The organism is Puia sp., assembly GCF_036500295.1.
Classification (GTDB): Bacteria; Bacteroidota; Bacteroidia; order Chitinophagales; family Chitinophagaceae; genus Puia.
Window position 1 is genome coordinate 77,566 of record NZ_DASYCH010000042.1, and the last position, 26,505, is coordinate 104,070.

A 26,505-nucleotide genomic window follows, 5' to 3' on the forward strand; every position below is an offset into this window, starting at 1 on the left:
ATGCTGCGCATCGGCCTCATCTCCGACACACACCATTTCCTCGATGAGAAGATCTTCACCCATTTCGCATCCTGCGATGAGATCTGGCATGCCGGAGATTTCGGGACGATCGATCTCGCAAAAAGGCTAAGCGATTTTAAACCGCTGAAAGGGGTGTACGGGAACATTGATGGCTCGGATATCCGGAGCGTCTACCCGGAGAACCTGCGATGGCAGGCAGAAGGGATCACCGTGTTCATGACCCATATCGGCGGCTATCCGCCCCGCTATAATCCAAGGGTCAAAAAGATACTCGAAGCCGACCCGCCCCGGCTGTTCATCGACGGGCACTCCCATATTTTAAAGGTGATGTTTGACGAAAAGCTCCAGTGCCTCCACATGAACCCCGGCGCCGCCGGCCGCCAGGGCTGGCATACCGTTCGCACGGTCATCCGCTTCGTCATCGACGGCGATAATATGAAAGATTGTGAGGTCATCGAACTCGGACCCCGCGGCTAGGTCAATAACACCGCCTCAAAGCCACTCCAGCAACTTGCTCCTCAGCTCATTCGGCTTAAACGGCTTGCTCACAAAATCATTCATCCCACACGCCATGATCTCATTGATGATCTCATTCTTCGGCGAGGCCGTTATCGCAAGGATCGGGATATCCTTGAAATGCTTGCGGATCTTCCGGGTACACGCAAACCCATCCAGCACCGGCATCTGCACGTCCATTAAGATAAGGTCATATTTCCGCCGGGAAACAAATTCAAGCGCCTGGCGTCCGTCAACAACGATCTCAAGCTGAGCCCCCCAGCCCGTGATAAATCGCCGCGCAATATTCGCATTGAAGACATTGTCCTCCGCCAGCAGGATCGTCTTGTTCATAAAGGCGTCATTGCTCTTGTTCATCACCTTCGGCAAAGCCGCAACCGTATCGGAATGATGGCCCAACTGCAAGGCCAGCGTGAAATTGAAATTGGAACCCTTCCCCGGAACGCTGGATAGGAGTATCTGACTGCCCATCAGTTCCACCAGCCGGGTCGAAATCGAAAGCCCCAAACCCGTACCGCCATACAACCGCGTCGTATTGCTGTCCGCCTGGGTAAACTGTTCGAAGATCTTTTCCTGCTTATCTTCAGGAATGCCGATACCCGAGTCGACCACCGAAAAACGGGTGATAAAACTCGTGCCGGCGTTCTCCACCAACTCGACCTTCAGTTTCACAGAGCCCTCTTTGGTGAATTTGATGGCATTGCTGATCAGGTTGTTCAATACCTGCGACAGCCTGAAATTATCCCCTTTGACATAGAACGGCATCCGCTCATCATACTCGACGTCAAAAACGATATTCTTTTCCCGCGCCGTATAGCTAAAGGACTGGTAAAGACTCTGCGTCAGCTCTCGCAGGTTGAAGTCTATCGCCGACAGCTCGATCTTCCCGGAATCCAGTTTGGTAAAGTCAAGGATGTCGTTGATGATATGCAGGAGGCTCTCACCCGAGAACTGCAGGGTGCGCAGGTCTTCCTGCTGGTCCTCCCGCGGCTGGCTCTGCAAGAGCAGATGCGTGATGCCGATCACCGCATTCAACGGGGTCCGCAATTCATGACTCATCACGCTCAAAAACTGCGATTTCGCCTTTGCCGCCTGTTCGGCCTTTTCCTTCATCTGCACCAGTTCCTGCTCACGCTGCCGCCGGCTGGAAATATCCCGGATAAACGCACTGTAGTAGGATTCCTGCTCGTCAACGATCGCCGTTACGGTCAGTTCGATGGGAAATTCTTCCTGGTTCTTGCGCACCGCCGTCAGCTCGTGGCGCTGATTCAGCATCGGCGTCACATTCTGATGCTGCAAACCCGGGAATCCGCTCCATTGTTCCTGATCATACGACAACGGAAGGATCGTCTCCAGCAGCGTGCGCCCTTTTACTTCATTCTCCGTATAGCCGAAGATCTCCACCGCCGCCTGGTTCCAGTGAATGATATGACCATAACCCCCTGTGATAACGATCGCATCCAGCGCCGAGGAGATCACGCCGCTCAGCATGACCTCATTCTTACGCAGCAAACGCTGCGTGCGCTCGTTCTCCCTGATCTTCTGGTCCAGCGCGATGTTCAACTGCTCCGACTCGGCCAGTTTTTCCAGGAAGATCTGTTCGATCTGCGCCTGGGTAAAGATGCCAAGGTGCTCACGGTCCACGATCTCCTTCGGAACCATCGTGATCATATAGGGGAAAAACTCCAGTTCCTTGTATTTGTTGGAAAAGGAGTCATAGCTTTTCTCGAAGATCTTTCCCGCCAGCGCTTCACCATAGTTGCTGCCGATGAATTTGAAAACGTCAAAACTCAGGAACTGCAATTTCCGAAACGCTTCGGGATCCCGTCGCTGGGTATCCAGCACGGCCAGATCGGCCATCTTCCGCTCGAAATAGCCGTCGCCGGCCTTGCCGAACTTGTCTTTTACCGCCGCTAGAAAAGGCTGCAGGAAATGGATCGCAAGCGTATTCTTCTGCTCCGTCTCGGAGACGAAAAGGATATTGAAAATGGACCCGTCCTCCAAAAGAACGGGAAACCGTTGCCGCACCCGCTCCCGTAATGATTTCCGGGTATTCCGCTCCTGCTCGAACGAAGCGAGATATTTCTCGAACAGCAAATAGGTGTGAAAAACTTCTTCGTCGCCCTTGGTGGCCGCCTTATTCCCAAGCTGGATCAGCTGTTCCGCATCGGCGGGAACGGTGATACTGCTGATGAGAAATTCAAACAGCGCCTTGTACAGGGCGGATTCCTTATCCGATCTTCGGGAAGCGGCCGGCTTGCCCCTCCCCTTCAGTAATTGTTTTAGCATGAGAACGCCTTAAGCAACGATAGATCCCCGGAAGCCCCGCTCCTCATTGTCCCTTCCGTCCGGGATTAGCAAACGAACGAAATAGGGTTATGCGCCTTTACTGGCCTTATAGATGGACCAGAATCCGAGCCCGGACAATGCCCAGGTAACGATCAGGGCAGCGAACCAGGCGATCGAACCGCTCATCTGACCCAGCAAGGTCTTGAAGATGTTGATGCCGTAGTAGTGCTCGATCTGCATGTGCAGGTGACCCACCGCCATGACAAGAAACCCCCAGGCCATATAGGTCATCCCCTTGCCGAACTTCCCGCCCCTTAATGCATAGGCGGTGAGAAAGGCGAAAAAGACGGAGATGAAAAGAAAAGGAAGTTCCATGATGCCAAACCAGTAATTCGCCGAAGACGCGCGAACTGCCGCGGCTGCATTGTTCACTTGCAACAGGTCGCAATGCGTTTGACCATAAACGGTAGATGAAGAGGTGATGGTTCCTACGGTGATCAATAGTAGGAGCAAGGGTCGAAATTTTTTCATAAATCTGGATTTTGGACAATAAAAAACAAGATTTTCCCGTCTGGATAGAGTCTCGTTTTCCCGTTGCCGGGTGAATTATATGTAGGTCCTACATATATTATTGTACAAACGGGCGGCGAACTAAAAAATTGCAGCAAATATGCAAAATTTCCGTACTGGGTTTGTTTTTGATGAAAGCTTGAATGCCAGCTTTTTGGCGGAACTCTTCGATGGTGATACGCTATACGCGGAAACCGTTTTCGAAGATTTCCTCCGCGACCTGCCCGTCTACTGGGACCGGGTGGAAGCAGCCTATGATGGTAAAAACCTTCCCGTTTTGGGAACAAGCGTGCACACCTGCAAAACTTTATTCGGTTATGTAGGATTTACCGATCTCCAGGAGCTTTGTCAACAATTCGAGAACAAATGTTCCGTTAATACGGTGGAAGAATTGCGTTTGGACTATATCCGGCTGATACAGCGGAAAGAACGGGCGCAACATATTATAGAAAAAGAATATGGCCGGCTGAGGGAATTTAACGAGGCGAACGGCTGATTTTATTGATGCTTACCTCCTGCCCACAAAGAAACATCCGGGTAGGAATATTTTTTGAATGGATTGTTTTTCGGATGCTATGAAATTGTCTTGTATTATAGTGGAAGATATCCAGATAGCCGCGGATTTTCTTCGTAAGTTCTGTGAGAAGAGCGAACTGGTCGAGGTAAAGGGGCATTTCCTGAACGTAATGGATGCCCTCGACTTCCTCGACAGGGAAAAGGTGGATCTGCTCTTCCTGGACGTAGAAATGCCCGGCGCCACTGGCTTCGATCTGCTGGACCGCCTCACCTATTCCCCCAGGATCATTCTCACCACCTCCAAGACCGAATACGCCTTCAACGCCTTTCAATACCATGTCGACGACTACCTGAAAAAACCGTTCACCTACAAACGCTTTCAGGAAGCGATCGAGAAGCTGCAACAAAAGGTCGCCGCGACACCCGCCGCCCCAACTCCTCCGCAACCGGCAGTGACCGCGCCCGACACCGACTTTCTCTTCATCAAAGCCGAAGACAAGTTGATCAAGTTGAAGAAAGATGATATCCTCTTCCTCGAAAGCATGCGCGATTACGTCAAATTCGTCACCCAGGGGAAGAATTATATCACCTATAGCACGCTAAAGAACATGGAAGAGAAACTCGTCGGCCCCAACTTCCTGAAAGTCCACAGATCCTACATCGTCAACATCACAAAGATTGATGACATTCGTGGGAATACCATTTACCTCCTTGGCAATCAGATACCTATCGGCAAGGGTCACAAGGAGGAAGTCGCCGCGCGGCTGAACATTCTCTAAGCTTCCCAAAACGCTTCATCTTCTATTTCCGGGAAGTCTTTCCATTCGTCGGGCAAGGCCCCTTTTCGTCGGGCAAAACTCTACCTTCATCGAATAAGTTTCCTTTCTTTAACATTGTTTTACATCTTTGTATCAGCAAACGAAAACAATCCAATCCAAACAGAAGAACCAGATCGATATCCGAAAAACCACCAATCCAACGATCCTGAAAAACCGACGATCCAAAAATCCTGAAAAGCCAACCATCCAAATCCTGAAAATCCAAACATCCACGTCCTAAGAGAAACCAACGATCCAAGATCCAGGAAAATCCAACGATCCAAATCCAAAGAAAACCAGTTCCAACTAATCCATGAAAGCCCGTTTACGATCCATCCGATGAAAACCATCCTGTATCCGAAAAACCAAATGGCCAAACCTGAATCCAACCGAAAAACAGTAAAAGTCCAGATCCGAAAAAAAACTAGAAGAATGCCAGGGTAGAACCCGGGAAAAAAACAAGAATCCTAATTCCCTTTTGAAGCCTGAAAAAGATCGTTGATGGCCCTGACAAGAAATTAACCGCCACGGAACTCCGTGGCGGTTTTCATTAACGCCTCAACTGTGGCAGCCCCGGCGGCCGTGAAAAGGCAACCACCCGCCGCCCACCCGCCGCCCACCAGCCCATCAACCACCTTAAGCCGAGAATTCGTTCGTCGTCAAATCCTCACCTTCGTCGCGCAAATCAACCCCTCCATCGAAAAAACTTCCAAACCCCCTTCCCCTTTCGCATCTTTGTATCAGCAAACGAAAACGATCCAGATCCGAAAAACAAAATAATCCGAAACCCTGAAAACCCAATCGGCCAACATCCTCAGAAAAACCAAAAAGATCCAGGCTCCGAAAAAAACTATGTTGTAGTGCAAAAATCCAATTCCGAAGAAACGCCAGAACGATCGTAGAACCCTGACAAAAAATTACCGCCGCGATAGCATCGCGGCGGTGACTATTTAGGCCGAAGGCCGCCCATCATTAGCGCCTCAACTGTAGCCGCCGCAGGCGGCCGCGAAAGACAACCTCTAGCTTAGATCCAAGGTCTGGATATCCCCGCCCTGAACGGCCACGGTATCGTCGCCAGGATAATCACCAACGCCACCAGGAACAACCAGAAACTCCGCTTGTGCTTCGCCGCATCCGGGATCGCTTTCTTCGCCACCCCACGGCCCAGCGTGATCAGAATGATCGCCACCAGCATCCCGAAAATATGCTCCACCGCATAAAACCGCGCCACAGGATCCTTCATCGCTTCCCCAAAACCCAGGTTCTGGATCGTCGCCATCCCCCAGGGACCCGCCAGGTAGAGATAGATCCCCACCAGCAACTGCGTATGCGCCGAGATCATCAGGAATAACCCCGCCTTCTTATCCCCCGCCGTAAACGGCCGGTTCCCGGTCATACCCGTAAAACTCTTGTAGATCACGACAATTTCCAATATCAGGATCACCCAACGAAGAAAACTATGAAGAGATAACACTCCCGTATACATGTAAATAGGTTTTAAAGATTTCGCAAATGGGTCCAAAGCTACGACCGCCTTCCTAAAACGGAAAATAATTGTCGCGCCGGCAAAACTGGGAATCCACCTCCCGGATTGGGAAATGGTTAAAGACAAACACCTACTTACATCCATTGAAAATCAATCACTTATGTTTCCGGCACCCTTTTAGGAACTCCTTATACAGACCATTGATCCTCTATCCGCTAGAAAATCATCCTTTTATGAAACCGACCCTTTACGCAGTCCTTTTCCTCCTGTTCACTGGTCTCTCCCTTTCCACCGAAGCCCAGACGATTTATCCCGTTACCGCAAACGTCAGCACCTCCTCCTTCGGAAGCGGCGTCATTTGCAGCAACTGTATCATCAACATCTCCCCCGGAGTAACCGTCACCATCGACAATACCTGCTCCTGTACCACCTGTACGTTTAACGGCGGCACCGTCCTCATCAAGGCGGGGTCCAACCTCACCCTCAACGGGGTCGACTCGTTCAAAAATATGCAGGTCATCATCAACCAGTCTTTTAACCAGAATAGCAATATCAGCTTCTACGGCGACACCGTGGCCTTCAACGCCTCGATGAACTTCGCCAACGGCCGGACCAATATCGACAGCAGCAGGGTCTCCGTCAACGCCGCCCTCACGCTGAGCAAGAGCACCCTCGACAAGGACTCGCTCCATCTCAACGCGAACCTCACACTGGTCAATCAGGTCGACACATTCTCGAACAGCAATGTCACCGTTGCCAACGGCGTAACGCTCTCCACCAACAAGACGAATTTCATAAATTCCTCCTTCGCCTTCGCAGGAAACTCCTCGATGAACGTAAGTAACGGCATGACCTCCACCGGCAGCGATTATTATCTCGCCGGCACCTCGACCATCAGCGCCAGCAGCACAAGCCTGTCTAACGATAACATAGTAATGAACGGCTCCACCAACTCCTTCACCACCACCAACGGCGTCAGTCTGACCAATACGAACGTTACCATGACCAGCACCACCAGCTCGACGTTCTCCGGCTCCGCATTAACCGCTACCGGCGGTTCCATCACCGCAACCAACGGCGGCGCCGTCAGCATCACCAACGCCATCAACCTGACCAATACCGCCGTGTCGGTCACCGGCGGCAGCTTTACCGGCAACTCACTCACTGACTCCGGTGGGTCCTTCAACGCTGCCACGACTACGGTAAATATTACCAATGCCATCAACCTGACCGATATACCCGTCACGCTTGCCAACAGTACACTTAGAGGCAACTCGCTGACCACCTCCGGTGGTTCGATCACCGCCGCCACCTCCAACATTCCGATCACCAACAGCCTTACCCTAAAAAATACCACCAGCGCATTCACCAGCAGCTTTGTCAGCGGCAATGGACTCTTGGTGACGGGTGGCGCCTTCGGGCTCAATAACACAAGCGCAAGCATCACCAATAGCGATAACTTCTCGGGCGCCACCGTCACGATGGACGGGAACTCTTCCCTCACCGGCAACTCTTCCGGCATCTCCGGGCATAGCACGTTTACCATGACCGGCACCTCGACCTTTTCCGTCACAAACGGCATCAATATAAACGGAAGCTCCGTCTATCTCAAGGGAAACAACAGCATCACTTCCAACTCCATGGCAATTCAAAGCGGCACATGGTTCAGTATCGGTGACGGCACCATGGCCAACACAGCCTCCGTCAGCGTCTCCGGCAGCTTCAGTGTCGACGGCGCCTCTACGATGGGCATCGCCAGTAACAATAATTATTTACAGACGATCAATAATTCACTCAAAACCAATATCGTCAGCTGTGGCGGTGGCGGCACGCAACACGCCTGCACCACCGGTTACGTATATGGCTGTGGCACGATCAGCGCCAACCACGCCGTACCCTGCGTCGTCCTGGCAACCGCAAACGTACAACTCACGGCAACCCCTGCCGGCGCCGGCCAGGTCGCTATTAGCTTCTCCGATGAAGAAATTACCACCGCCGATCGCTATCTCATCCAACGGAATACCGGCGACGACCAGTGGAGCACGATCACGACCATCGACGCCGGCGGCTATACCAACGGTCAGTACCGCTATACCGATGCCGACGCCCCCGCCGGGTCCATCGAATACCGCATCGAAAGGATCGACCCCAATGGCAAGATCCTCTACTCACCCATCGCAACCGTCACGGTCGACGCGGCAAACAGCACCGTCGGGATCCACCCCAACCCCACCGTCGGCGCGACGTTCTATCTCACCACGGCCAACACCGCCGCGATGGTCGTCAACGTCTTCACGATGACCGGCCAGCTGCTCTATCGCACGGAGGTGAAGGGCCAGACCCAATACGCCATTCATCTTCCCACGACAACACAGCCCGGGAACGCCGTCGTCGTGCAGACCATCGGTCAGTCAGCCACCCACAGCTTCAACCTGCTCGTCCGCTAGGTCATTTTAAAGTCTTTTTGCGGCAAAGGATCATCGGAAGTTGATTTTTTGCCGCAATCCTTATTTTTGCCCTATGAACCCATTTGTACGGACCCTGTCCCTCGCCGTCTTTTGCGCCGCGCTCCTGACAGCCGGCTGTGATCAACACAGTGGCAAAAAGGACGATGCCGGGGCAGTTCTCCATCGCCTGCCCTATGCTCCCCTGACCGATAGCCTCGATCAGGCAAAAGCCGATCTGGCCGCGGGGCTTTATTTCCGGCGCGGAGACCTGCTCTCCCGCAATAACCTCCACGAACTGGCGGCCAACGATTTCCGCCACTCCTGGGAGCTCCGCCCCGACGAGATGACGGGCTTTCGTTATGCCTCCACCCTCTCCATCATCGGCCAGGCCGACCGCGCCGTACAGGTACTGAACGATTGCGAAAAGCGATTCCCGGACAACCCCGCCTTCTTCACCCTGTTGGGCGAACTCTACCAGCAATACGGCAAAACCGGCGAAGCCCTCGCCATCTATGACAAGCTGCTCGCTAAGGATAGCGCCAACTTCGAAGCCTGGTACGAGAAGGGATTGCTGCTCGAAAAAAGCCGGGACACCGCCTCCGCCATCCGGGCCCTCGCCAGGGCCTTCGAGCTGCAGCCCACCAACACCTACGGCCTCGAGCTCGCTCATCTCTATGCCGAGAGCCGCAACTCCGCCGCGCTGCCCATCTGCGACGGGATCCTCAAGAGGGACACCGCGCACGAATTGCTGGACCCACTCTTCATAAAGGGCATCTTTTATTCCAACACCGCCCAATACAGAAAGGCCATCGCCCAATTCGATTCCTGCATCCGCCGCGACTGGAAGTTCACCGACGGCTATCTCGAAAAAGGCATCGCCTTCTACAAACAAAAGCAATACGATAGCGCCATGGGCACCTTCCTGATGACCATAAAAGTATCCAATACTTACCCCGACGGCTATTACTGGGTCGGCCGCTGCTATGAAGCCAACGGCAATAAGGACCAGGCCATCCTCTACTACCGCCAGGCCATAGCCCTCGACAAGGACTTCAGCGAAGCCGCCGAGCACATCAAAAAACTCCAATAATCACTATCTTTAAAGCAAACAAGCCGAATCATGCCCATCATAGCGCCCTCTTTGCTGGCCTCGAATTTTCTACGCCTCGAAGATGAATGCAAAATGCTCAACGAAAGCGAAGCTGACTGGTTCCACCTCGACGTCATGGACGGAAGGTTCGTCCCCAATATCAGCTACGGCATGCCCATCATCGAACAGCTCCGCAAAACCACCAAAAAGGTCTTCGATGTCCATTTGATGATCGAAGAACCCGAACGCTATGCAGAGGCCTTCCGGAAAGCCGGCGCCGACCGCCTCACCGTGCACATCGAAGCCTGCCGCCACCTCCACCGCAACCTCCAGCAGATCCATTCCCTCGGAATGAAAGCTGGCGTGGCGCTGAATCCGCACTCCCCTGTCGAACTCCTCACCGACGTCCTCCAGGACATCGATATGATCCTCATCATGAGCGTCAACCCCGGCTTCGGCGGCCAGGAATTCATCCCCCACACCTGCCAGAAGATCCGCAACCTTCGCCGCATGATCCACGACCGGGGCCTCCCCACACTCATCGAGATCGATGGCGGCGTCACCCTGGACAATGCCGCGATGATCGTAAGGTCGGGCGCCGACGTCCTGGTGGCCGGCAGCACCGTCTTTCACTCCAAAGACCCAAAAGCAACCATCCACACACTTAAAAACATCGCCTGATCGTTCTTCACCCATCGTAAACAAACCTTACTTGAGAATCGTAATCGCCGCCCTGATCCTCTTCTCCCAGATGCTGGCTCTCCCGGCGCTTGCTCAAAAAAAGCCTCCGCCCCCGCATACCCCCACGCCCCCGCATACCCCCGCGGCCCCGCAACGCCATGTCGCATTCGTCTCCGGCCGCGTCCTCGATGAGAACGAAAACCCGCTCCCCAACGTCTCCGTAACGATCCTCGGCCGCCAATCCGGCCTCACCACCACCGATTCAGGCACCTTTCGCATAAAAGTACCCTCGGAAAAAGCGATCGCCCTCGTCTTCTCCTACACCGGATATAAAACCGAACAACGCAACTTCCTGCTCAACGAGAACGAAGAAGAAAAGATCGTCGTCCGCCTCGAACCCGGCGCAAAAGCCCTCCAGCAGGTCATCGTACAGGACCAACGCGACCGCCAGGAAGCCGGCCTCATCAAAGTCAATCCAAAGAACGCCATCAACATCCCCACCCCCGTGGGCGGCATCGAAAGCCTGTTGAAGATCTTCGTCGGCTCCAACAACGAACTCACCTCGCAATACTCCGTCCGCGGCGGCAACTATGACGAGAACCTCACCTACATCAACGACTTCGAGGTCTTCCGCCCCTATCTCGTCAACAACGCCCAGCAGGAAGGGCTCAGCATCATCAACCCCGAGCTCACCCGCAGCGTCAGCTTCTACACCGGCGGCTTCCAGGCCCGCTATGGCGACAAGATCTCCTCCGCCCTCGATATCCAATACAGGAAGCCAACCGAATTCGGCGGGTCCGCCTATGTGGGTCTGCTCGAACAAGGCCTCCATCTCGAAGGCACCGCCGCCAACAACAAATTCACCTGGCTCGTCGGCGCCCGCAACCGCACCAACAGCAGCCTGCTCAGCAGCCAGGAAACAAAGGGAACCTACGCCCCCTCCTCATCCGATCTCCAGGCCCAGCTGGGCTATCAGCTAAACCCACGCACCCAGCTCGAACTGCTCGGCGCCCTCTCCCAGACCCGTTTTCATCTGATCCCCCAATCCAGCCAGCTCACCTCCTCCATCTTCTCACCCTATTATACGGCCAATCTCGGCCTCGATATCTTCTTCGACGGTCAGGAAAAAGACAGCTATCAGACCAATCTCCTCGGGCTCTCCCTCACCCAACAGCTGAACCCGCGGCTGAAGTTCAAATGGATGGCCTCGCGCTTCGAAGACAAGGAACAGCAATCCCAGGATATCATCGGCGTATACCTCTTCGGCGATCGGGATTTCGACAAGACCAGCTCCACCTTTGGCCAGATCACCAACCCCCTCGGCGCCGGCGCCTACCAGAACTTCTCGCGCGATCGCCTGAACATCGACGTCTACAACGCCACCCACAAAGGCTATCTCTCCCTCAAGCATCACTATCTGCAATGGGGACTTGGTATCGAACGCCAAACAGTCCAATCTCACCTCGACGAATGGCAATACCAGGACTCCGCCGGCTACTCCCTGCCCTATGTCCCCGGCGTACCCACCGTCAGCAATGTCGTACAGGGCGATCAGCACCCCGGCATCACCCGCACCACGGGCTATATCCAGGACAATCTGCTCTTCAGCGATTCCGCCCGCTTCACCCTGCAGGGCGGCATCCGCTATAATTACAACGATCTCAACAACGAGCTCCTCCTTTCACCGAGGCTCGGCGCATCCTGGCGCCCCCGCTCCTCGAAACGCGATATCATCTACCGCGCCTCCGTCGGCATCTATGACCAGCCACCCTTCTTCCGCGAGATGCTTCGCCCCGACGGCACCCTCAACACCGGCCTGAAAGCTCAGCGCAGCTGGCAGGTGACCGCAGGCTTCGACCAGAACTTCAAGCTCGGCGAACGCCCCTTCCGCTTCACGACAGAAGCCTATTACAAGAACATGAGCCGCGTCGACCCCTATGACATCAACAACGTTCATATCCAATACTTCGCCCTCAATGACGCCAAAGCCTATGCGACGGGCGTCGAATTCCGCCTCACCGGCGAACTGGTAAAGGACGCCGAAAGCTACCTCAGCCTCGGATTCATGCGCTCGATGGAAAAGATCGACACCTTCTTCAACCGGTATACCATCGACAGCCTCGGCCACCCACTCGATAGTACCCGCACGAAAATGGGCTGGGTCCGCCGCCCAAGCGACCGGCTCTTCAACCTGGGCCTCTACCTCCAGGACTACCTCGCCACCAACAAGAACCTCAAGGCCTATCTGAACTTTTTATATGGTAGCAACCTCCCCTTCAATATCCCCGGCAATCTCCAATATCGCAACGCCCTGACCATCGACCCCTATATCCGCATCGACATCGGCTTCAGCGCCCTCCTCCTCGACAGTGAAAAAAGCAACCGCCGCAGCCACAGCCCCTTCCGCAACTTCGAGAACATCTGGGCCACCCTCGAGGTCTTCAACCTCATCGACCGCGCCAACACCATCTCCTACCTGCTGATCAAAGACTTCAGCAACACCACCTACGCCATCCCCAACCGCCTCACCCCCCGCCTCCTCAACCTCAAACTCGTAGGTCGCTTCTAGGGCGTTTCGGACTTCGTCGACGCTGCTTTGCCACGCGTCTCCTCGTCCCGAACCTTCGCCTGGGGGCTCGGTTCTGGACCGGGCTCTCTGTCGCGAACGGCACTCCTGACGATCCCTAGCGCAGGCCGGCAGATACCATTGTCCCTGCTCCGCTCGTTGCCTCCTGTCCATTCCGGCGCCCTCGGCGCCTCCTAGGGCCAATGTCGGGCCTTCGGCCAGCCGCCCCGTGGGCGGCTCTGCCCTACGCCATCCCCAACCGCCTCACCCCCCGCCTCCTCAACCTCAAACTCGTAGGCCGGTTTTAAACCCGCCATTTAGGCGTCTCCCCGGAGTCTCTTTGCATGTTTTACGCAAAATTTTTTCGTTAAACCCGCAAGTTTTTTGCGTATATTCACGAAAGAATTCCCAAAAAAACCGCAATCCTCCCACCGTGGGAACCCATCCTGTGACAATGATTTCCCAATCACCTCATCCTCAGCATTTTAATTTTTTGGCCGCAAATTGGCCTATATTATCTAAACGCGCATCAAATGAAAACACTCACAAACATCCTTAACACAGTCCTTTCCCTGACCTACCAGAAAGACAAAATGCCCGCTTTGATCCCCGTACGTGTAGTAACCAAGGTTCACCCCGCCGATCGGTTCTAACGCGCATCCCAACTCAACGCAGCTACCCCTTAGCGATCTCCTAAAACCCCTAAACTAAATCCCAGAGGCTATGGTTATGGCAATTGAAATTTCGGTATATCCGAATCCATTCGATCATTATCTCATGCTCGAGATAACCTGCGAAGAAACGATCGACTGCATCATCCTCCTCGCCGATCTCCAGCACGGAAAGATCATTCGCATGTTGGGCGCCGGCCTTAAGATCGGCATCAACCGCGTCCCCCTGGATAATCTGCAAAACCTTGCCGCCGGTAACTATCAACTGGAAATAAAAACAGCCACCGCCGATCCGGTCTTCGAGACCCGCCTCTTCAAGCAATCCGCGGAAGGCCCCGTCATTCATCTCAACTAAGTCTTTCTTTTCATTCAAATATGGTCTTGACCCCCCCAGAGGCACGTGAGTGCCTCTCTTTCGTTGGCGCCGCAGGATGGTGCCGCTTTTTTATTGGCGCCCGTCAGGCTGTCTCTTTTCATTTCCCCTAACTTTGTCCCATGACAAAGCTCTCCGTCAACATCAACAAATTCGCCACCCTTCGCAACAGCCGCGGCGGTAACAACCCCGACGTCCTCAAAGCAGCCGTAGACGCCCAATTCTTCGGCGCAGACGGCGTCACCGTCCACCCCCGCCCCGACGAACGCCATATCCGCTACGCCGACGTCTACGCCATCAAACCGATCATCACCACCGAATTCAATATCGAAGGCAACTCCCAGGAACAAAAATTCATCGATCTCGTCCTCGACGTAAAACCCACCCAGGTCACCCTCGTCCCCGACGCCCTGAACCAGATCACCTCCAACCACGGCTGGGATACCATCCGTCATAAAGACTATCTCAAAGAGACCGTCGCCCTCTTCCAGAAAGCCGGCATCCGCGTCAGCCTCTTCGTAGACCCCATCCCCGCGATGATCGACGGCGCCGCCGAAACCGGTACCGATCGCATCGAACTCTATACTGAAGCCTACGCTCACGGCTACGCCGACAACCGCGAAGCCGCCATCGCCCCCTATCGCGAAGCCGCCATCCGCGCCCGGCAGCAGGGCCTCGGCCTCAACTCCGGCCACGACCTCGATCTCCAGAATCTCCATTACTTCGCCCGCAATATCCCCGGCCTCGACGAAGTCTCCATCGGTCACGCCCTCATCTGCGACGCCATCTACCTGGGCTACGAAAACGCCATCCAACTCTATAAACGCCAGCTCCAACTGCCCTGACCCCGCCTTTTTCAACGCCTCCCCCCTTTTCTTCAACGCTTCCCATCGCGCCCCGAAACCGCGACTCCATATCCCTGCTATCCGCCTTCGGTGTAAATTCACTTCCACTCCGCGGATGCAACGACTATCTTCATAAGGCTAACTGTTCACTTTCCTTCACTCGCAAAATGCAACCATATGACCAAAGCCATCTTAGCCGGCGGACTGCTGGCCTTTCTATGTCTCGCCACCACCCAAAGCTCAGCCCAGGGTTTGACAACCCTCCCCGACGGCGGTAATAAAAAAGCCTCCGTCAGCGAACGCGTCGGTCTCACCGACGTCACCATCAATTACGATCGCCCCGCCGTCAAAGGCCGCGAAGGCCAGATCTGGGGGAAACTCGTCCCGGAAGGCTACACCGACCAGGGCTTCGGGACCAGCAAAGCCGCCCCCTGGCGGGCAGGCGCCAATGAGAATACCACCATCGAGTTCTCCACCGATGTAACCGTCGAAGGCAAACCCCTGCCGGCCGGCAAATACGGGTTCTTTGTCGCCTACGGAGCCAGCAACTGCACCCTCATCTTCTCTCACAACACCACTTCCTGGGGCAGTTTCTTCTACGACCCGAAAGAAGATGCCCTCCGCGTCGACGTCAAACCCCAACCCCTCGACAAGGATATCGAACGCCTCCACTATGTTTTCACCGATCAGAAAGAAAATGCCGCCACCGTCGCCCTCGAATGGGAAAAACTCAGCATCCCCTTCAAAGTGGAAGTGGACTATCCCAATCAGCAGCTCGCAAGTTTCCGCCGCGAATTACGCAACAACAAAGGATTCACGTACAACAGCTACATGCAGGCCGCACAGTGGTGCGCAACACGCAATACCGATCTCCAGGAAGGCCTCACCTGGGCCGACGACGCCATCAGCCTTCCCTTCATCGGCGACAAGAACTTCCAGACGCTTTCCACAAAAGCACAGATCCTCAGCCTCCTCAACCGCAAAGACGAGGCCGACGCCACCATGAAAGAAGCCCTGCCGATCGCAAAGGAACAGGAAGTCCATCAGTATGCCCGCCAGCTCCTGATCCAGAAGCGAACCAAAGAAGCCTTCGACGCCTTCCAGTTCAATTACAACAAACACCCGAATGATTTCACGACGAATATGGGCATGGCCCGCGCCTATTCGGCCACAGGGGACTATAAGAAAGCCCTCGAGTTTCTGAAGAAAGCCCAGGCCCAGGCGCCCGACACCATAAATAAGAACAACATCGCAACACTATTGCCAAAGCTGGAGAAAGGACAGGATATAAACTAAAAAAGAAAACCCCGCCGGCGGCGGGGTTTTCTTTTTATCTCAATTGCATCCCAGCAACTCGCACAGCTTCTGCTGCAACTCCACCCCTCGTAGGTTTCGTCCCACGATCTTTCCACTCGGATCGACCAGCAGATTTTGCGGAATGCTTTCAATATGGTATTTGGTGGCCGCGTCATTATACCAGAATTTCAGATCACTCACCTGCGTCCAGGCAAGCCCGTCGTCCTTGATGGCCTTCACCCAGGGCTCCTTGGCCTTGTCGAGACTGACGCCAAGCACCGTAAAATTCTTATCCTTGAACTTCTTATAGGTCGCCACTACATTGGGATTCTCCATCCGGCAGGGTCCACACCAGGACGCCCAGAAATCGACCAACACATACTTACCCTTAAAGGAAGAGAGCGTCACGGCATGACCCGCGGTGTCATTCTGCGTAAAATCGATCGCATCCGTACCGATCGCCCCGATATGCGCCTTCTCCAGCTGCGGCGCGAGATACTGCGCATAATATCCCTTCTGTACATCCGCGGACAGCGAATGCAGACGCTTTTCCTGCGACATCACATCCTCCGTCAGCTGATTGACGACCACCAGCACAAACGGCGATACATAGGAATTGGGCCGTTTGGCAATAAATCCATCCACCGACACAAAAATGGAATCCGTCAGCCGCTTGTAGATCTTGAAAAGCGAATCCTTCTTCGCCGCATCCATGGCATTCGCATCCCGCATCACATTATTCAGCCGCGTAAAATAAGGCGTGAACAAGGCCTGAAAAGCCGCAAAATCATCGTTGCTCGGCGATCCCATCGTCTTTATCTGCGCGATATTCTCCACATCACCCGTCATCGTCATCTTATCATTTCCCAAAAAGACCGGGACCTTCTTCTTCGCAACACCAAAATTTACTTCGTAAAGATTGGGCTCGGACACATGCCCCTTCAGCAGGAATTGCCCGCCCTTCACCGTGCCGGTCGCCACCGTATCCGTCGGGTTCGAAGCATCCGTCACAAAAACGACGGAACTCTCCGCTATGCCCGCAACCTTGCCCTGGATCGTAAATTCAGGCTCCGTCTTCTGCGCAAACATCGCCATCGGCAACACCATCAACACCCCAAAAAACAACTTCATATAATGACTAATTTTTATGTCTTTCCTTCAATACCTGCGTTACATCCTGTAAGGTAAAACCTTTTGCATTGAGTAGGATCAAATAATGGAACAAAAGGTCGGCAGCCTCACTAAGAAAAAGCTTATCATCATGATCCTTCGCCTCGATCACCAACTCCACCGCCTCTTCCCCAACCTTCTGCGCGATCTTATTCATTCCTTTGCCAAAAAGCCGGGCAATATACGAGCTCTCGGGATCCCCCTCCAGCCGGCGCTGACCGATGATCTCTTCTAAACAAACAAGAAAGTCCTCCCGATGGTTCTTTTCATCCCAACAGGTATCGGCGCCCGTATGACAAACAGGCCCCAACGGCTCCGCCTTGATCAGCAAGGTATCCTGGTCGCAGTCTACCACGATTTGCTTCACCAGCAGGAAATTCCCGCTCTCCTCCCCCTTCGTCCAAAGCCTGCCCTTGCTCCGGCTGAAAAAGGTCACCTTCCCCTCCTGTTGCGTCTGATCCAGCGCCTCCCGGTTCATATATCCCAGCATCAGCACCTTCTCGGTAAGATGATCCTGTATCACGGCCGGCACAAGGCCATCAGCCGACTTTCCAAAGTTTACTTCGATAGACATAACACAAATTTATAGTCTTACAGCGATCCCGCGTCCCTGCAAATATCCTTTTAATTCCGGTATGGAGACCTCCTTGAAATGGAAGATACTGGCCGCCAACGCCGCATCAGCCTTCCCCCCCTGCAAAACCTCCACAAAATGATCCGGTATCCCGCCCCCGCCGGATGCAATTACCGGCACCGGCAGCGACTCCGCCAGCTGGCGGGTAATATCCAACGCAAAACCCTTCTTCGTTCCATCATTATTCATCGAGGTAAGCAGGATCTCCCCCGCACCCCGGTCCACCGCCTCCCGGGCCCAGTTCGCACACAGGATTTCCGTCCGCACCCTACCCCCATTAAGATAGACATACCACTGCCCATCCTCCTCCATCCGCGTGTCGATCGCCGCTACCACACACTGCGAACCAAATTCCTTTGCCAGTTCGGACACCAGCCCCGGCCGGCGGAACGCCGAGGTATTCACGGAGATCTTATCCGCCCCGTTCTGCAACAGCACCCGCACATCGTCGACACTGCTGATACCGCCACCCACCGTAAACGGAATATTGATATGATGCGCGATCCGGTTGACCAGTTCGCTCAGCGTCTTCCGCTTCTCATTGGTGGCCGTAATATCCAGAAACACCAGCTCGTCCGCACCCTCCCGCGCATACAGGGCGCCCAGTTCCACCGGGTCACCGGCGTCGCGGATATTCTCGAAGTTCACCCCCTTGACGGTCCTGCCGTCCTTGATATCCAGACACGGAATAATGCGTTTTGTCAACATAACTCCTCCAGCTTTATCCTTCCTTCATAGATGGCTTTTCCAATGATCACACCTTTACAACCTACCTCTTCCAGCAGCCGCACATCCTCTATCCCGCTCACCCCGCCGCTGGCGATAAAATGCAGCTCGGGAAACTTCCCCACGATATTCTGATACAGGTCAAGCGCCGGCCCTTGCAGCAAACCATCCTTACTCACATCCGTACAAAACACCTGCTTAACCCCCTTCTCCAGATACTCCGCAATAAAGTCATACACCCACCGGTCAGTCGTCTCCAGCCATCCGCCCACAGCGATCTTCTCCTCCTTCACGTCTGCTCCCAACAAAAACCGTTCCGCCCCATACTCCCGCAACCAACTCACAAACAGCGGCCCGTCCTTTACAGCAATGCTGCCCACCGTCGCCAGCGCAGCGCCCGAGTTGAAGACGATCTCCACATCCGCCGCCGTCTTGATCCCGCCGCCAAAATCAATCACCAGCCCCGTCTTCCCCGCCAGCGTCTCCAACACCTTCCAGTTCTTCACCGCCCCCGCCTTCGCACCGTCCAGGTCGACCAGATGCAACCGCCGCAACCCCGCATCCTCGAATGCCTGCGCCACTTCCAGCGGTCGCTCGTTATACACCTTCTTCTGACTATAGTCCCCTTGCGTCAGCCGGACACATTTCCCGTCGATAATATCAATTGCAGGTATGATCTCCATAATTATAGGTCAATAAAATTGCTCAGGATCCTTTCCCCCGCCTGCGCGGATTTCTCGGGATGGAACTGAACGCCATAAAAATTGTCGCGATGCAGGGCCGAGCTGTACGCCGGACCATATTCCGTCTTCCCGATCGTCTGCTCCCCAAGCGCGGCATAATATCCATGTACAAAATAACAATAACTCTTCTCCGCCACCCCCTCAAACAACGGCGTCCGCAGATCATAGATATTGTTCCACCCGATCTGCGGCACCTTCAGCCCGCCGTCCCCCGAAAATTGCTGAACCCGCTCGCCAAATATTCCCAAACAAGTCGTATCATTCTCCTCACTGTAACTGCACATCAGCTGCATCCCCAGGCAGATCCCCAATACGGGCTGGCGAAGCCCGCGGATCAATCCATCCAGCCCCCGCTCCCGCAGGTAACCCATCGCCGTACTCGCCTCACCCACCCCCGGAAAGATCACCTTGTCAGCCGCAACGATCTCCGCAGGGTCATCGGTGACCACCGCGTCCCGGCCAATCCGCTCCAGCGCATATAACACCGACTGGATATTCCCCGCATTGTATTTGATAATTACCAGCTTCATCGTGGCCCCCTTTTTCCCGTCTCCGCGATGGGTTCGCCGGAGCCAAGTATCCCCGATAAGAATTTCTTTGTCGCAGTCCCAATATTCTCCGCTTCTTCCAGCGCCCGGATATACGCCGTCCCGATGATCGCCCCATTCGCATACTTGCTGGCGGCTTCGAACGTCGCCCTGTCCCGGATGCCAAAACCGACCAACACCGGATTCCCCAGTCTCATCTGCTTCAGCCTTGCAAAATAAGCCTCCTGCTCTCCCAGATCCTTGTTCTTCCCTGTCGTCGAGGAAGACGAAACGGCATATAAAAAACCCGAACTCAGCGCATCCACCTGGCGGACCCGCGCCTCCGAGGTCTCGGGCGTCACCAGGAACACAAAGTCCAGCCCATACCGCTTCATCACCGGACCATATTCCGTCTCGAACTCATAGATGGGCAGGTCCGGCAGGATCAACCCATCCACCCCGGCCTTCGCCGCAGCCTCGCAAAATTTCTCAAAACCATATTGCAACACGGGATTCATATAACCCATCAGCAACACCGGCAGTTGGATGTTCTCCCGCATAGCCGCAAGCTGCTCGAAAAGCCGCGCGATCGTCATGCCATTCTCCAGCGCCTTCGTGCTGCTCGCCTGGATCACCGGCCCATCGGCCAGCGGATCGCTATAAGGCATCCCCAGCTCGATCAGATCGGCCCCATTGTCCTGCAAGGCCTTCATCACTTCGATGGTGCTGTCCAGCCGCGGGAAGCCCGCCGTGCAATAGACATTCAACACCCGGTTATTCTTTCTCTTAAACAGCTCTGTTATCCTGCTCATAATGTACCTCCTTCCATGACGCGCATATACGTCGACATGTCTTTATCGCCCCGCCCGCTAAGGCAAAGCACTACCGTATCTTTTTCGTTTAGCTCCAGTTGTTCCAGCGCCGCCAGCGCATGCGCCGACTCCAGCGCCGGGATGATACCCTCGAGGCGGGTAAGCTCAAAGGCCGCCGTCACAGCCTCTTCATCGGTAGCGCTCAGAAACCTGCCCCGGCCGCTGTCAAAAAGAAACGCGTGCAAAGGACCGATACCCGGATAATCCAATCCCGCCGAGATGCTGTGCGGTTCCACCACCTGCCCATCTTCGGTCTGCATGACAAAGCTCCGGCTGCCATGCAGGATACCGGGCTTGCCCAGTTGCGTGGTCGCCGCACTCATCCCACTGTGAACCCCATGCCCCGCCGCCTCGACAGCGATCAGCTCGACCTCCCCCTCTTCCAGGAAATGATAAAAAGCCCCCGCCGCATTGCTGCCGCCGCCGACACAGGCGATGACATGTGTCGGCAGTTCACTGCCCGTCTTCTCTTTCAGCTGCACCCTCATCTCCTCGCTGATGACACTCTGAAACCGGGCCACCATATCCGGATAAGGATGCGGCCCGACGACACTCCCGATAATATAATGCGTATCGACAGGATTGTTGATCCAGTCCCGGATGGCCTCATTCGTCGCATCCTTCAGGGTCTTGCTGCCGCTGGTCGCGGGAATGACCTTCGCCCCCAGCATCTTCATCCGCGCCACATTCGGCGCCTGCCGCTCGATATCCTTCGCACCCATGTAAACGATACATTCCACCCCCTTCAGCGCACACACCGTCGCCGTAGCCACGCCATGCTGCCCCGCCCCCGTCTCGGCGATGATCCGCCGCTTCCCCAGCCGCTGCGCCAGCAGGATCTGCCCGATCGTATTGTTGATCTTATGCGCCCCCGTGTGGTTCAGGTCCTCACGTTTAAGATAGATCGGCGCATGATACTTCGCACTCAGCCGGCTGGCCAGATACAACGGCGAAGGCCGGCCCACATAATCCCGCAACAGGCTCTGGTATTCCTTCTGGAACGAAGCCTCATGCATGATCTCGAGATAGCGCTTCCGCAGTTCCTCGACATTGGGATAAAGCATCTCAGGAATAAACGCGCCGCCAAACTTCCCATAATACCCTCGCTCATCCGGCGACTTGCTGACTCTTTCCTTTATCATAAAGATTTGATTATTTGTTTTGCGTTTTCACCCCGTCAAGCAGGGCACGGATCTTCTTCAGGTCCTTTATCCCCGGACTTACTTCAAACTTGCTGTTGATATCTATCGCAAACAGCTTCCCCGCAACCGGCTCCCGCTCGAATTCTTTCAGCCGTTCCACATCCCCCAGCTCGATCCCCCCGCTCAAAAAGAAAAGTTTATCGATATGCACGGGCTTCAGCGTATCCCAGTTGAACTTCTTCCCCGTTCCACCATAACCCGCCCCTTCCGTATCAAAGAGAAACATATCACAGGAGTCCTGATAACTTCGGACTAGCCATTCCACCGGGTCGTTCTCGCCAAGCCGGAACACCTTGATCACCGTAATATAATTGGACAGCTGCTCACAAAGCCGCGGCGTCTCGTCGCCATGCAACTGGATCATGTCCAACCCAAAGCTGTCCACCTGCTTCATCACCTCATCATAACTTGCATTCACAAAGACACCGACCTTCCCCAACCGCAGCCGGGCTTTCTTCACCTGCTCGCCGCTCAGGTGCCGCAACACAAACCGGGGGGATTTGGGGTAAAAGATAAAACCGGCAAAGTCGACACCCATGGCGTCCAACTGCCTGACCTGCTCTAGGTCAGTCATTCCGCAGACTTTTACTCTCATTCACGCATTTTAAACTGTTCGACAAATGAGGCAAAGGCAATCGCAGGGTTTTGTTCTTTCATAAAACGCTCACCGATAAGAAATCCATGAAATCCGGCATCCTGCATCCGCCAGATCGTTTCCACCTGATCAATTCCACTCTCGGCAACCAGTAATTTATCTTTCGGTATCCGGTCGATCAGCCGGATACTTCGTTCTATATCCACCGTAAAGGTCTTCAGATCGCGGTTATTCACCCCGACGATCGGCGTCGCATCGCAGATATGCCCCAACTCATCCTCGCCATGGATCTCCAGCAACACTTCCAGGCCCAGCGATGTCGCAAACTCCGCCAGCCGCCGCACCTCCGCAGGCGACAGACAGGCCGCGATCAACAGGATCACATCCGCCCCGATGGCCTTTGCTTCCACGATCTGATATTCATCGACGATAAAATCCTTCCGCAGGATCGGGATGGAATTCACCCGCGCCGCCATCAGGTCCTCACTGCTGCCGCCAAAGGAAGGCCCATCCGTGAGCACCGACAGACAGGAAGCCCCCGCCGCCGCATATCCCCTCGTCACTTCCTCCACAGCCGCGCCCCCGTTGATCACTCCCTTCGAAGGACTCCGCCGTTTGAACTCGGCGATGATCCCCGTCTTCCCGGGATCGGTAAGAAACGCCCGCAAAGACAAGGGCTTCCGGCCAAAACCCGCCATTCCTTCCAACACTTCCACCGGCGCCGCCGCCCTCCGCTCCACCACCTCGACACGCTTATATTCAACTATCCTATCTAAAATGTTCATTGCAACGAAATTAATTTTTCCAGGGTACCATAGGCCTTTCGGCTTTCCAGACTCTCCACCGCAGCAGCATACGCATCATCATAACCGGCGAACCCACCCGCAGAATAAAGCGCCATCGCGGAATTAGCCAGCACCACCGCGGACTGCGCCCAGCTCCCTTCACCCTTCAGGATCCGCACAAACAGCTTCGCAGCCTCTTCCACCGTATTACCGCCATAAATATCGGTAGCATTTACCATTCTCTTTCCTAATTCTTCGGGAGTGGCAATCCGCTCCCCCGCATTCGTGATCACCTTGGTATCACCCGTCAGCGAGATCTCATCATACCCGTCAAGCCCATGGATGATCGTAAACCGCCCGCTCGTCTGCTGTAAGAGGTAATTGTAGATCCGCGCCATCTCCAGGTTGTACACACCCACCAGTTGCGTCGCCGGAAAAGCCGGATTCACCATCGGTCCCAGCATATTAAAAAAGGTGCGGATACCCAACGCCTTACGGATCGGCCCCACCGCCTTCAAAGCCGGATGGAAAAGCGGCGCGTGCAAAAAACAGATGCCCGCTTCATCGATCTCCTTGCGCAGCTTGCCCGGATCGTTCTTATGCTGGTAGCCCAGTTGCTCCATCACATTCGAAGCGCCGCTGATCGTCGAAGCCCCATAGTTGCCGTGCTTGGCGACCTTGTGCCCCGTACCGGCCACGATAAAACAGGACAGCGTGGAGATATTGAAGGTGTTCTTCCCATCGCCGCCGGTACCGACAATATCGATGGTCTCCTGTCCGTCCAGGTCCACGCGGACGCAGAGTTCCAGCAACGCATCCCGGAATCCCTGCAGCTCGTCGATGGTGATGCTTCTCATCAGGTACACCGTGATAAAAGCCGCCATCTCACTGTCGTTGAATTCTCCCCGCGCAATCCGCGTCAGCACGTCCTTTGCCTGCTCCCGTGGCAGGACCTTGTGTTCGAATAAATATTGTAAGATCTTTTTCATAACGCCAACCAATTTTTCATTATCTGTTCTCCAGCCGGTGTCAACACACTCTCAGGATGGAACTGCACCCCCTGCACATCATACCGTTTATGCCGCAATCCCATGATCAATTTCTTTTCATCCCGCGCCGTCACCTCCAGCTCATCGGGAAATCCTTCATCGCTCACCACCCAGCTGTGATACCGCCCCACGTCGAAGGTCTCCGGCATTCCCTTAAAAACCCCGGCAGGCCGAAGCACGTTCACCGGCGTCGCCACCCCATGATATACCGTGCTCAGGTTGACCAGCTTCCCGCCAAAAGCCTCGCCGATCGCCTGATGACCCAGACAAACCCCAAGGATGGACTTCGAAGCCGCATACTCTTTTATCAGCGGCAGCAACAACCCCGCCTCGGAAGGGATCCCCGGCCCGGGAGAAAGAATGATCTTATCATAGTCCTTCACCTTTTCCAGCGGAAGGGCATCGTTGCGAACCACATCCACCTTCTGTTGCAGCAGCTTCTCCACCAGGTGCACCAGGTTATACGTAAAGGAATCGTAGTTGTCAAAAACAAGAATACGTGTCACGATAATTTATTTTGCTTCGGTTAACTGCGCCGCCCACCGGATAGCCGATTTCAGCGCGCCCAATTTATTATTCACTTCCTGTAATTCGCTCTCCGGCTTACTGGCAGCTACAACGCCCGCCCCCGCCTGGTAGGTCAGGGTATTGTTCCGGCTCAGCAGGCTGCGGATCATGATCGCATGTACACAACTCCCATCGAAACCTATAAACCCGATACATCCGCCATAATAGCTCCTCGACGTCGGTTCATACGCATCGATCAACTCCATGGCCTTGAATTTCGGCGCCCCACTCAGAGTCCCCGCCGGAAACGTCGTCGCCATCAGGTAGAAGGGATTGTATCCGGCCCGCAACCTGCCCCGCACCTCACTCACCAGGTGGATCACATGGGAGTAGAACTGGACTGTGCGGTATTGCTCCACATGCACGTCGTCACAGTTCCGGCTCAGATCGTTCCTCGCCAGATCGACAAGCATGACGTGCTCGGCGTTCTCTTTCTCATCCTTCAATAACCGGTCCGCCTCCTTCCGGTCGATCGCATCGTCCCCGCTGCGTTTAAAGGTCCCCGCAATGGGATGGACGATCGCCTCCCCATTCTGTAAAAGGATCTGCGATTCGGGCGAAGACCCCATCAGCTTATAGTCGCCATAGTCGAAGAAGAAGAGATAGGGCGAAGGATTGATATTCCGCAATGCCCGATAGACATTGAACTCATCACCCCGGAAACCCTGCTGGAATCGCCGGCTCAGCACGATCTGAAAAACATCCCCGCGATGACAGCTCTTGATCCCCTTCTCCACCATCTCCCGGTATTCGGCATCCGTCATATTCGACACTTCTTCACCCACCGCCTCGAAAGGATATACCGGTACGTCCTTGCTTCGGATCAGCGACTCCACGACCGGCAGCTCGGATTCCAGCCCGGCGATGACATTCTCACAGATAAACAGCTCGTCCTTGAAATGGTTGATCGCGATCACATACTGATAAAGCCGGTAGCGCATCAGCGGGATCGCCGGCCGTACCCCATCCGCGGATCTGTTGCCCGCTTTCCCATCCGCGGACCCGTTGCCCGCTGTCTCGCCCCGCTCCCGGAACTGCACCGTATCGAAGAATTGCACCGCGTCAAATGTCGTATACCCGAACAGTCCCTGCACGGCCCTTACAGTCTTATCCCCCGCCGGCTCGATCTCGAATCGCTGCATAAAATCCCACAACAGCTGAGGCGTCTCAGCAAGCTTCCCAAGCGGCTGCCGCTCCGGCGTCTGCCCCGGCAACTTGAACTCGATACTCTTCTTATCCGTGATCTCGATGCCGGCAACGGCATTGATACAGATAAAGGAGTAGCTGTTGTCCGCGGCATGATAATCCGTGCTTTCCAGCAGGATCGTATCCCGGAACCGGTCCCGCAGCCGGAGATAGATACCCACCGGCGTATAGATATCCGAGAGAAGCTTCTTACAGTGCGTTTTAATTGCGATCTTTTTCATAATGCGGCGGTCATGTAAATAAA

The 26,505-nt window shown here is 54.7% G+C and carries 25 protein-coding genes; 10 read left to right on the forward strand and 15 right to left on the reverse strand.

Going from position 1 to position 26,505, the window contains the following annotated elements; translation table 11 throughout:
- The gene (locus VGM48_RS08060) at nt 1-498 is read left to right on the forward strand and encodes a metallophosphoesterase family protein (protein ID WP_331577852.1); all 498 of its coding nucleotides are present in this window, start codon (nt 1-3) and stop codon (nt 496-498) included.
- A gap of 15 nt (nt 499-513) precedes the next feature.
- Here VGM48_RS08060 and VGM48_RS08065 read toward each other — a convergent pair whose 3' ends face one another.
- Complete coding sequence (locus VGM48_RS08065) at nt 514-2,826, reverse strand: hybrid sensor histidine kinase/response regulator (protein ID WP_331577854.1); 2,313 nt, start codon at nt 2,824-2,826, stop codon at nt 514-516.
- Between the two features lie 87 nt (nt 2,827-2,913).
- Nucleotides 2,914-3,357 (reverse strand): hypothetical protein, encoded by a 444-nt coding sequence (locus VGM48_RS08070; RefSeq protein WP_331577856.1) that lies wholly within the window; start codon nt 3,355-3,357, stop codon nt 2,914-2,916.
- A gap of 139 nt (nt 3,358-3,496) precedes the next feature.
- Here VGM48_RS08070 and VGM48_RS08075 point away from each other — a divergent pair, with 139 nt between their 5' ends.
- Nucleotides 3,497-3,892 carry an Hpt domain-containing protein gene (locus tag VGM48_RS08075; protein WP_331577858.1) on the forward strand — a complete coding sequence of 132 codons (396 nt, stop codon included), beginning with the start codon at nt 3,497-3,499 and terminating at the stop codon, nt 3,890-3,892.
- Between the two features lie 79 nt (nt 3,893-3,971).
- Nucleotides 3,972-4,691, forward strand: a complete 720-nt coding sequence (locus tag VGM48_RS08080) for a LytTR family DNA-binding domain-containing protein (protein ID WP_331577860.1) — start codon at nt 3,972-3,974, stop codon at nt 4,689-4,691.
- A gap of 1,063 nt (nt 4,692-5,754) precedes the next feature.
- Here VGM48_RS08080 and VGM48_RS08085 read toward each other — a convergent pair.
- Nucleotides 5,755-6,216: a hypothetical protein gene (locus VGM48_RS08085; protein ID WP_331577862.1), complete on the reverse strand. Its 462-nt coding sequence runs from the start codon at nt 6,214-6,216 to the stop codon at nt 5,755-5,757.
- Between the two features lie 233 nt (nt 6,217-6,449).
- Here VGM48_RS08085 and VGM48_RS08090 point away from each other — a divergent pair, with 233 nt between their 5' ends.
- The 7 genes from VGM48_RS08090 (at nt 6,450) to VGM48_RS08120 (ending at nt 16,185) form a co-directional block, all read left to right on the forward strand.
- Nucleotides 6,450-8,663 (forward strand): hypothetical protein, encoded by a 2,214-nt coding sequence (locus VGM48_RS08090; RefSeq protein WP_331577864.1) that lies wholly within the window; start codon nt 6,450-6,452, stop codon nt 8,661-8,663.
- Nucleotides 8,664-8,736: 73 nt separating this feature from the next.
- The gene (locus VGM48_RS08095) at nt 8,737-9,753 is read left to right on the forward strand and encodes a tetratricopeptide repeat protein (RefSeq protein ID WP_331577866.1); all 1,017 of its coding nucleotides are present in this window, start codon (nt 8,737-8,739) and stop codon (nt 9,751-9,753) included.
- 30 nt (nt 9,754-9,783) lie between these two features.
- Nucleotides 9,784-10,434 (forward strand): ribulose-phosphate 3-epimerase, encoded by a 651-nt coding sequence (gene rpe, locus VGM48_RS08100; protein WP_331577868.1) that lies wholly within the window; start codon nt 9,784-9,786, stop codon nt 10,432-10,434.
- A gap of 31 nt (nt 10,435-10,465) precedes the next feature.
- Nucleotides 10,466-13,003, forward strand: a complete 2,538-nt coding sequence (locus tag VGM48_RS08105) for a TonB-dependent receptor (RefSeq protein WP_331577870.1) — start codon at nt 10,466-10,468, stop codon at nt 13,001-13,003.
- A 726-nt stretch (nt 13,004-13,729) separates the two neighbouring features.
- Nucleotides 13,730-14,026 carry a hypothetical protein gene (locus VGM48_RS08110; RefSeq protein WP_331577872.1) on the forward strand — a complete coding sequence of 99 codons (297 nt, stop codon included), beginning with the start codon at nt 13,730-13,732 and terminating at the stop codon, nt 14,024-14,026.
- 140 nt (nt 14,027-14,166) lie between these two features.
- Nucleotides 14,167-14,889, forward strand: coding sequence for a pyridoxine 5'-phosphate synthase (locus VGM48_RS08115; RefSeq protein WP_331577874.1), 723 nt, complete (start codon nt 14,167-14,169; stop codon nt 14,887-14,889).
- Between the two features lie 177 nt (nt 14,890-15,066).
- Nucleotides 15,067-16,185 carry a DUF2911 domain-containing protein gene (locus VGM48_RS08120; RefSeq protein ID WP_331577875.1) on the forward strand — a complete coding sequence of 373 codons (1,119 nt, stop codon included), beginning with the start codon at nt 15,067-15,069 and terminating at the stop codon, nt 16,183-16,185.
- A gap of 39 nt (nt 16,186-16,224) precedes the next feature.
- Here VGM48_RS08120 and VGM48_RS08125 read toward each other — a convergent pair whose 3' ends face one another.
- From VGM48_RS08125 to VGM48_RS08180, 12 genes are read right to left on the reverse strand one after another with little or no spacing between them, the layout of a single operon-like run.
- A complete protein-coding gene (locus VGM48_RS08125) occupies nt 16,225-17,316 on the reverse strand; it encodes a TlpA disulfide reductase family protein (protein ID WP_331577876.1) in 1,092 nt (363 codons plus the stop codon).
- Between the two features lie 7 nt (nt 17,317-17,323).
- On the reverse strand, nt 17,324-17,929 hold the full coding sequence (gene hisIE / locus VGM48_RS08130; protein WP_331577877.1) for a bifunctional phosphoribosyl-AMP cyclohydrolase/phosphoribosyl-ATP diphosphatase HisIE: 606 nt from the start codon (nt 17,927-17,929) through the stop codon (nt 17,324-17,326).
- A gap of 9 nt (nt 17,930-17,938) precedes the next feature.
- Nucleotides 17,939-18,697 (reverse strand): imidazole glycerol phosphate synthase subunit HisF, encoded by a 759-nt coding sequence (gene hisF / locus VGM48_RS08135; RefSeq protein WP_331577878.1) that lies wholly within the window; start codon nt 18,695-18,697, stop codon nt 17,939-17,941.
- Complete coding sequence (gene hisA / locus VGM48_RS08140; protein WP_331577879.1) at nt 18,691-19,398, reverse strand: 1-(5-phosphoribosyl)-5-[(5-phosphoribosylamino)methylideneamino]imidazole-4-carboxamide isomerase; 708 nt, start codon at nt 19,396-19,398, stop codon at nt 18,691-18,693. The genes hisF and hisA overlap by 7 nt, the downstream gene beginning before the upstream one ends.
- Before the next feature lie 2 nt (nt 19,399-19,400).
- On the reverse strand, nt 19,401-19,988 hold the full coding sequence (gene hisH, locus VGM48_RS08145; RefSeq protein ID WP_331577880.1) for an imidazole glycerol phosphate synthase subunit HisH: 588 nt from the start codon (nt 19,986-19,988) through the stop codon (nt 19,401-19,403).
- The gene (gene trpA / locus VGM48_RS08150; protein ID WP_331577881.1) at nt 19,985-20,797 is read right to left on the reverse strand and encodes a tryptophan synthase subunit alpha; all 813 of its coding nucleotides are present in this window, start codon (nt 20,795-20,797) and stop codon (nt 19,985-19,987) included. The genes hisH and trpA overlap by 4 nt, the downstream gene beginning before the upstream one ends.
- On the reverse strand, nt 20,794-21,999 hold the full coding sequence (gene trpB / locus VGM48_RS08155) for a tryptophan synthase subunit beta (protein ID WP_331577882.1): 1,206 nt from the start codon (nt 21,997-21,999) through the stop codon (nt 20,794-20,796). The genes trpA and trpB overlap by 4 nt, the downstream gene beginning before the upstream one ends.
- Before the next feature lie 10 nt (nt 22,000-22,009).
- Complete coding sequence (locus VGM48_RS08160) at nt 22,010-22,654, reverse strand: phosphoribosylanthranilate isomerase (protein ID WP_331577883.1); 645 nt, start codon at nt 22,652-22,654, stop codon at nt 22,010-22,012.
- A complete protein-coding gene (gene trpC, locus VGM48_RS08165; protein ID WP_331577884.1) occupies nt 22,651-23,439 on the reverse strand; it encodes an indole-3-glycerol phosphate synthase TrpC in 789 nt (262 codons plus the stop codon). The genes VGM48_RS08160 and trpC overlap by 4 nt, the downstream gene beginning before the upstream one ends.
- Nucleotides 23,436-24,428 (reverse strand): anthranilate phosphoribosyltransferase, encoded by a 993-nt coding sequence (gene trpD, locus VGM48_RS08170; protein WP_331577885.1) that lies wholly within the window; start codon nt 24,426-24,428, stop codon nt 23,436-23,438. The genes trpC and trpD overlap by 4 nt, the downstream gene beginning before the upstream one ends.
- Nucleotides 24,425-24,994, reverse strand: a complete 570-nt coding sequence (locus tag VGM48_RS08175; RefSeq protein WP_331577886.1) for an aminodeoxychorismate/anthranilate synthase component II — start codon at nt 24,992-24,994, stop codon at nt 24,425-24,427. The genes trpD and VGM48_RS08175 overlap by 4 nt, the downstream gene beginning before the upstream one ends.
- Before the next feature lie 6 nt (nt 24,995-25,000).
- A complete protein-coding gene (locus tag VGM48_RS08180) occupies nt 25,001-26,482 on the reverse strand; it encodes an anthranilate synthase component I family protein (RefSeq protein WP_331577887.1) in 1,482 nt (493 codons plus the stop codon).
- Nucleotides 26,483-26,505 lie beyond the last annotated feature (23 nt).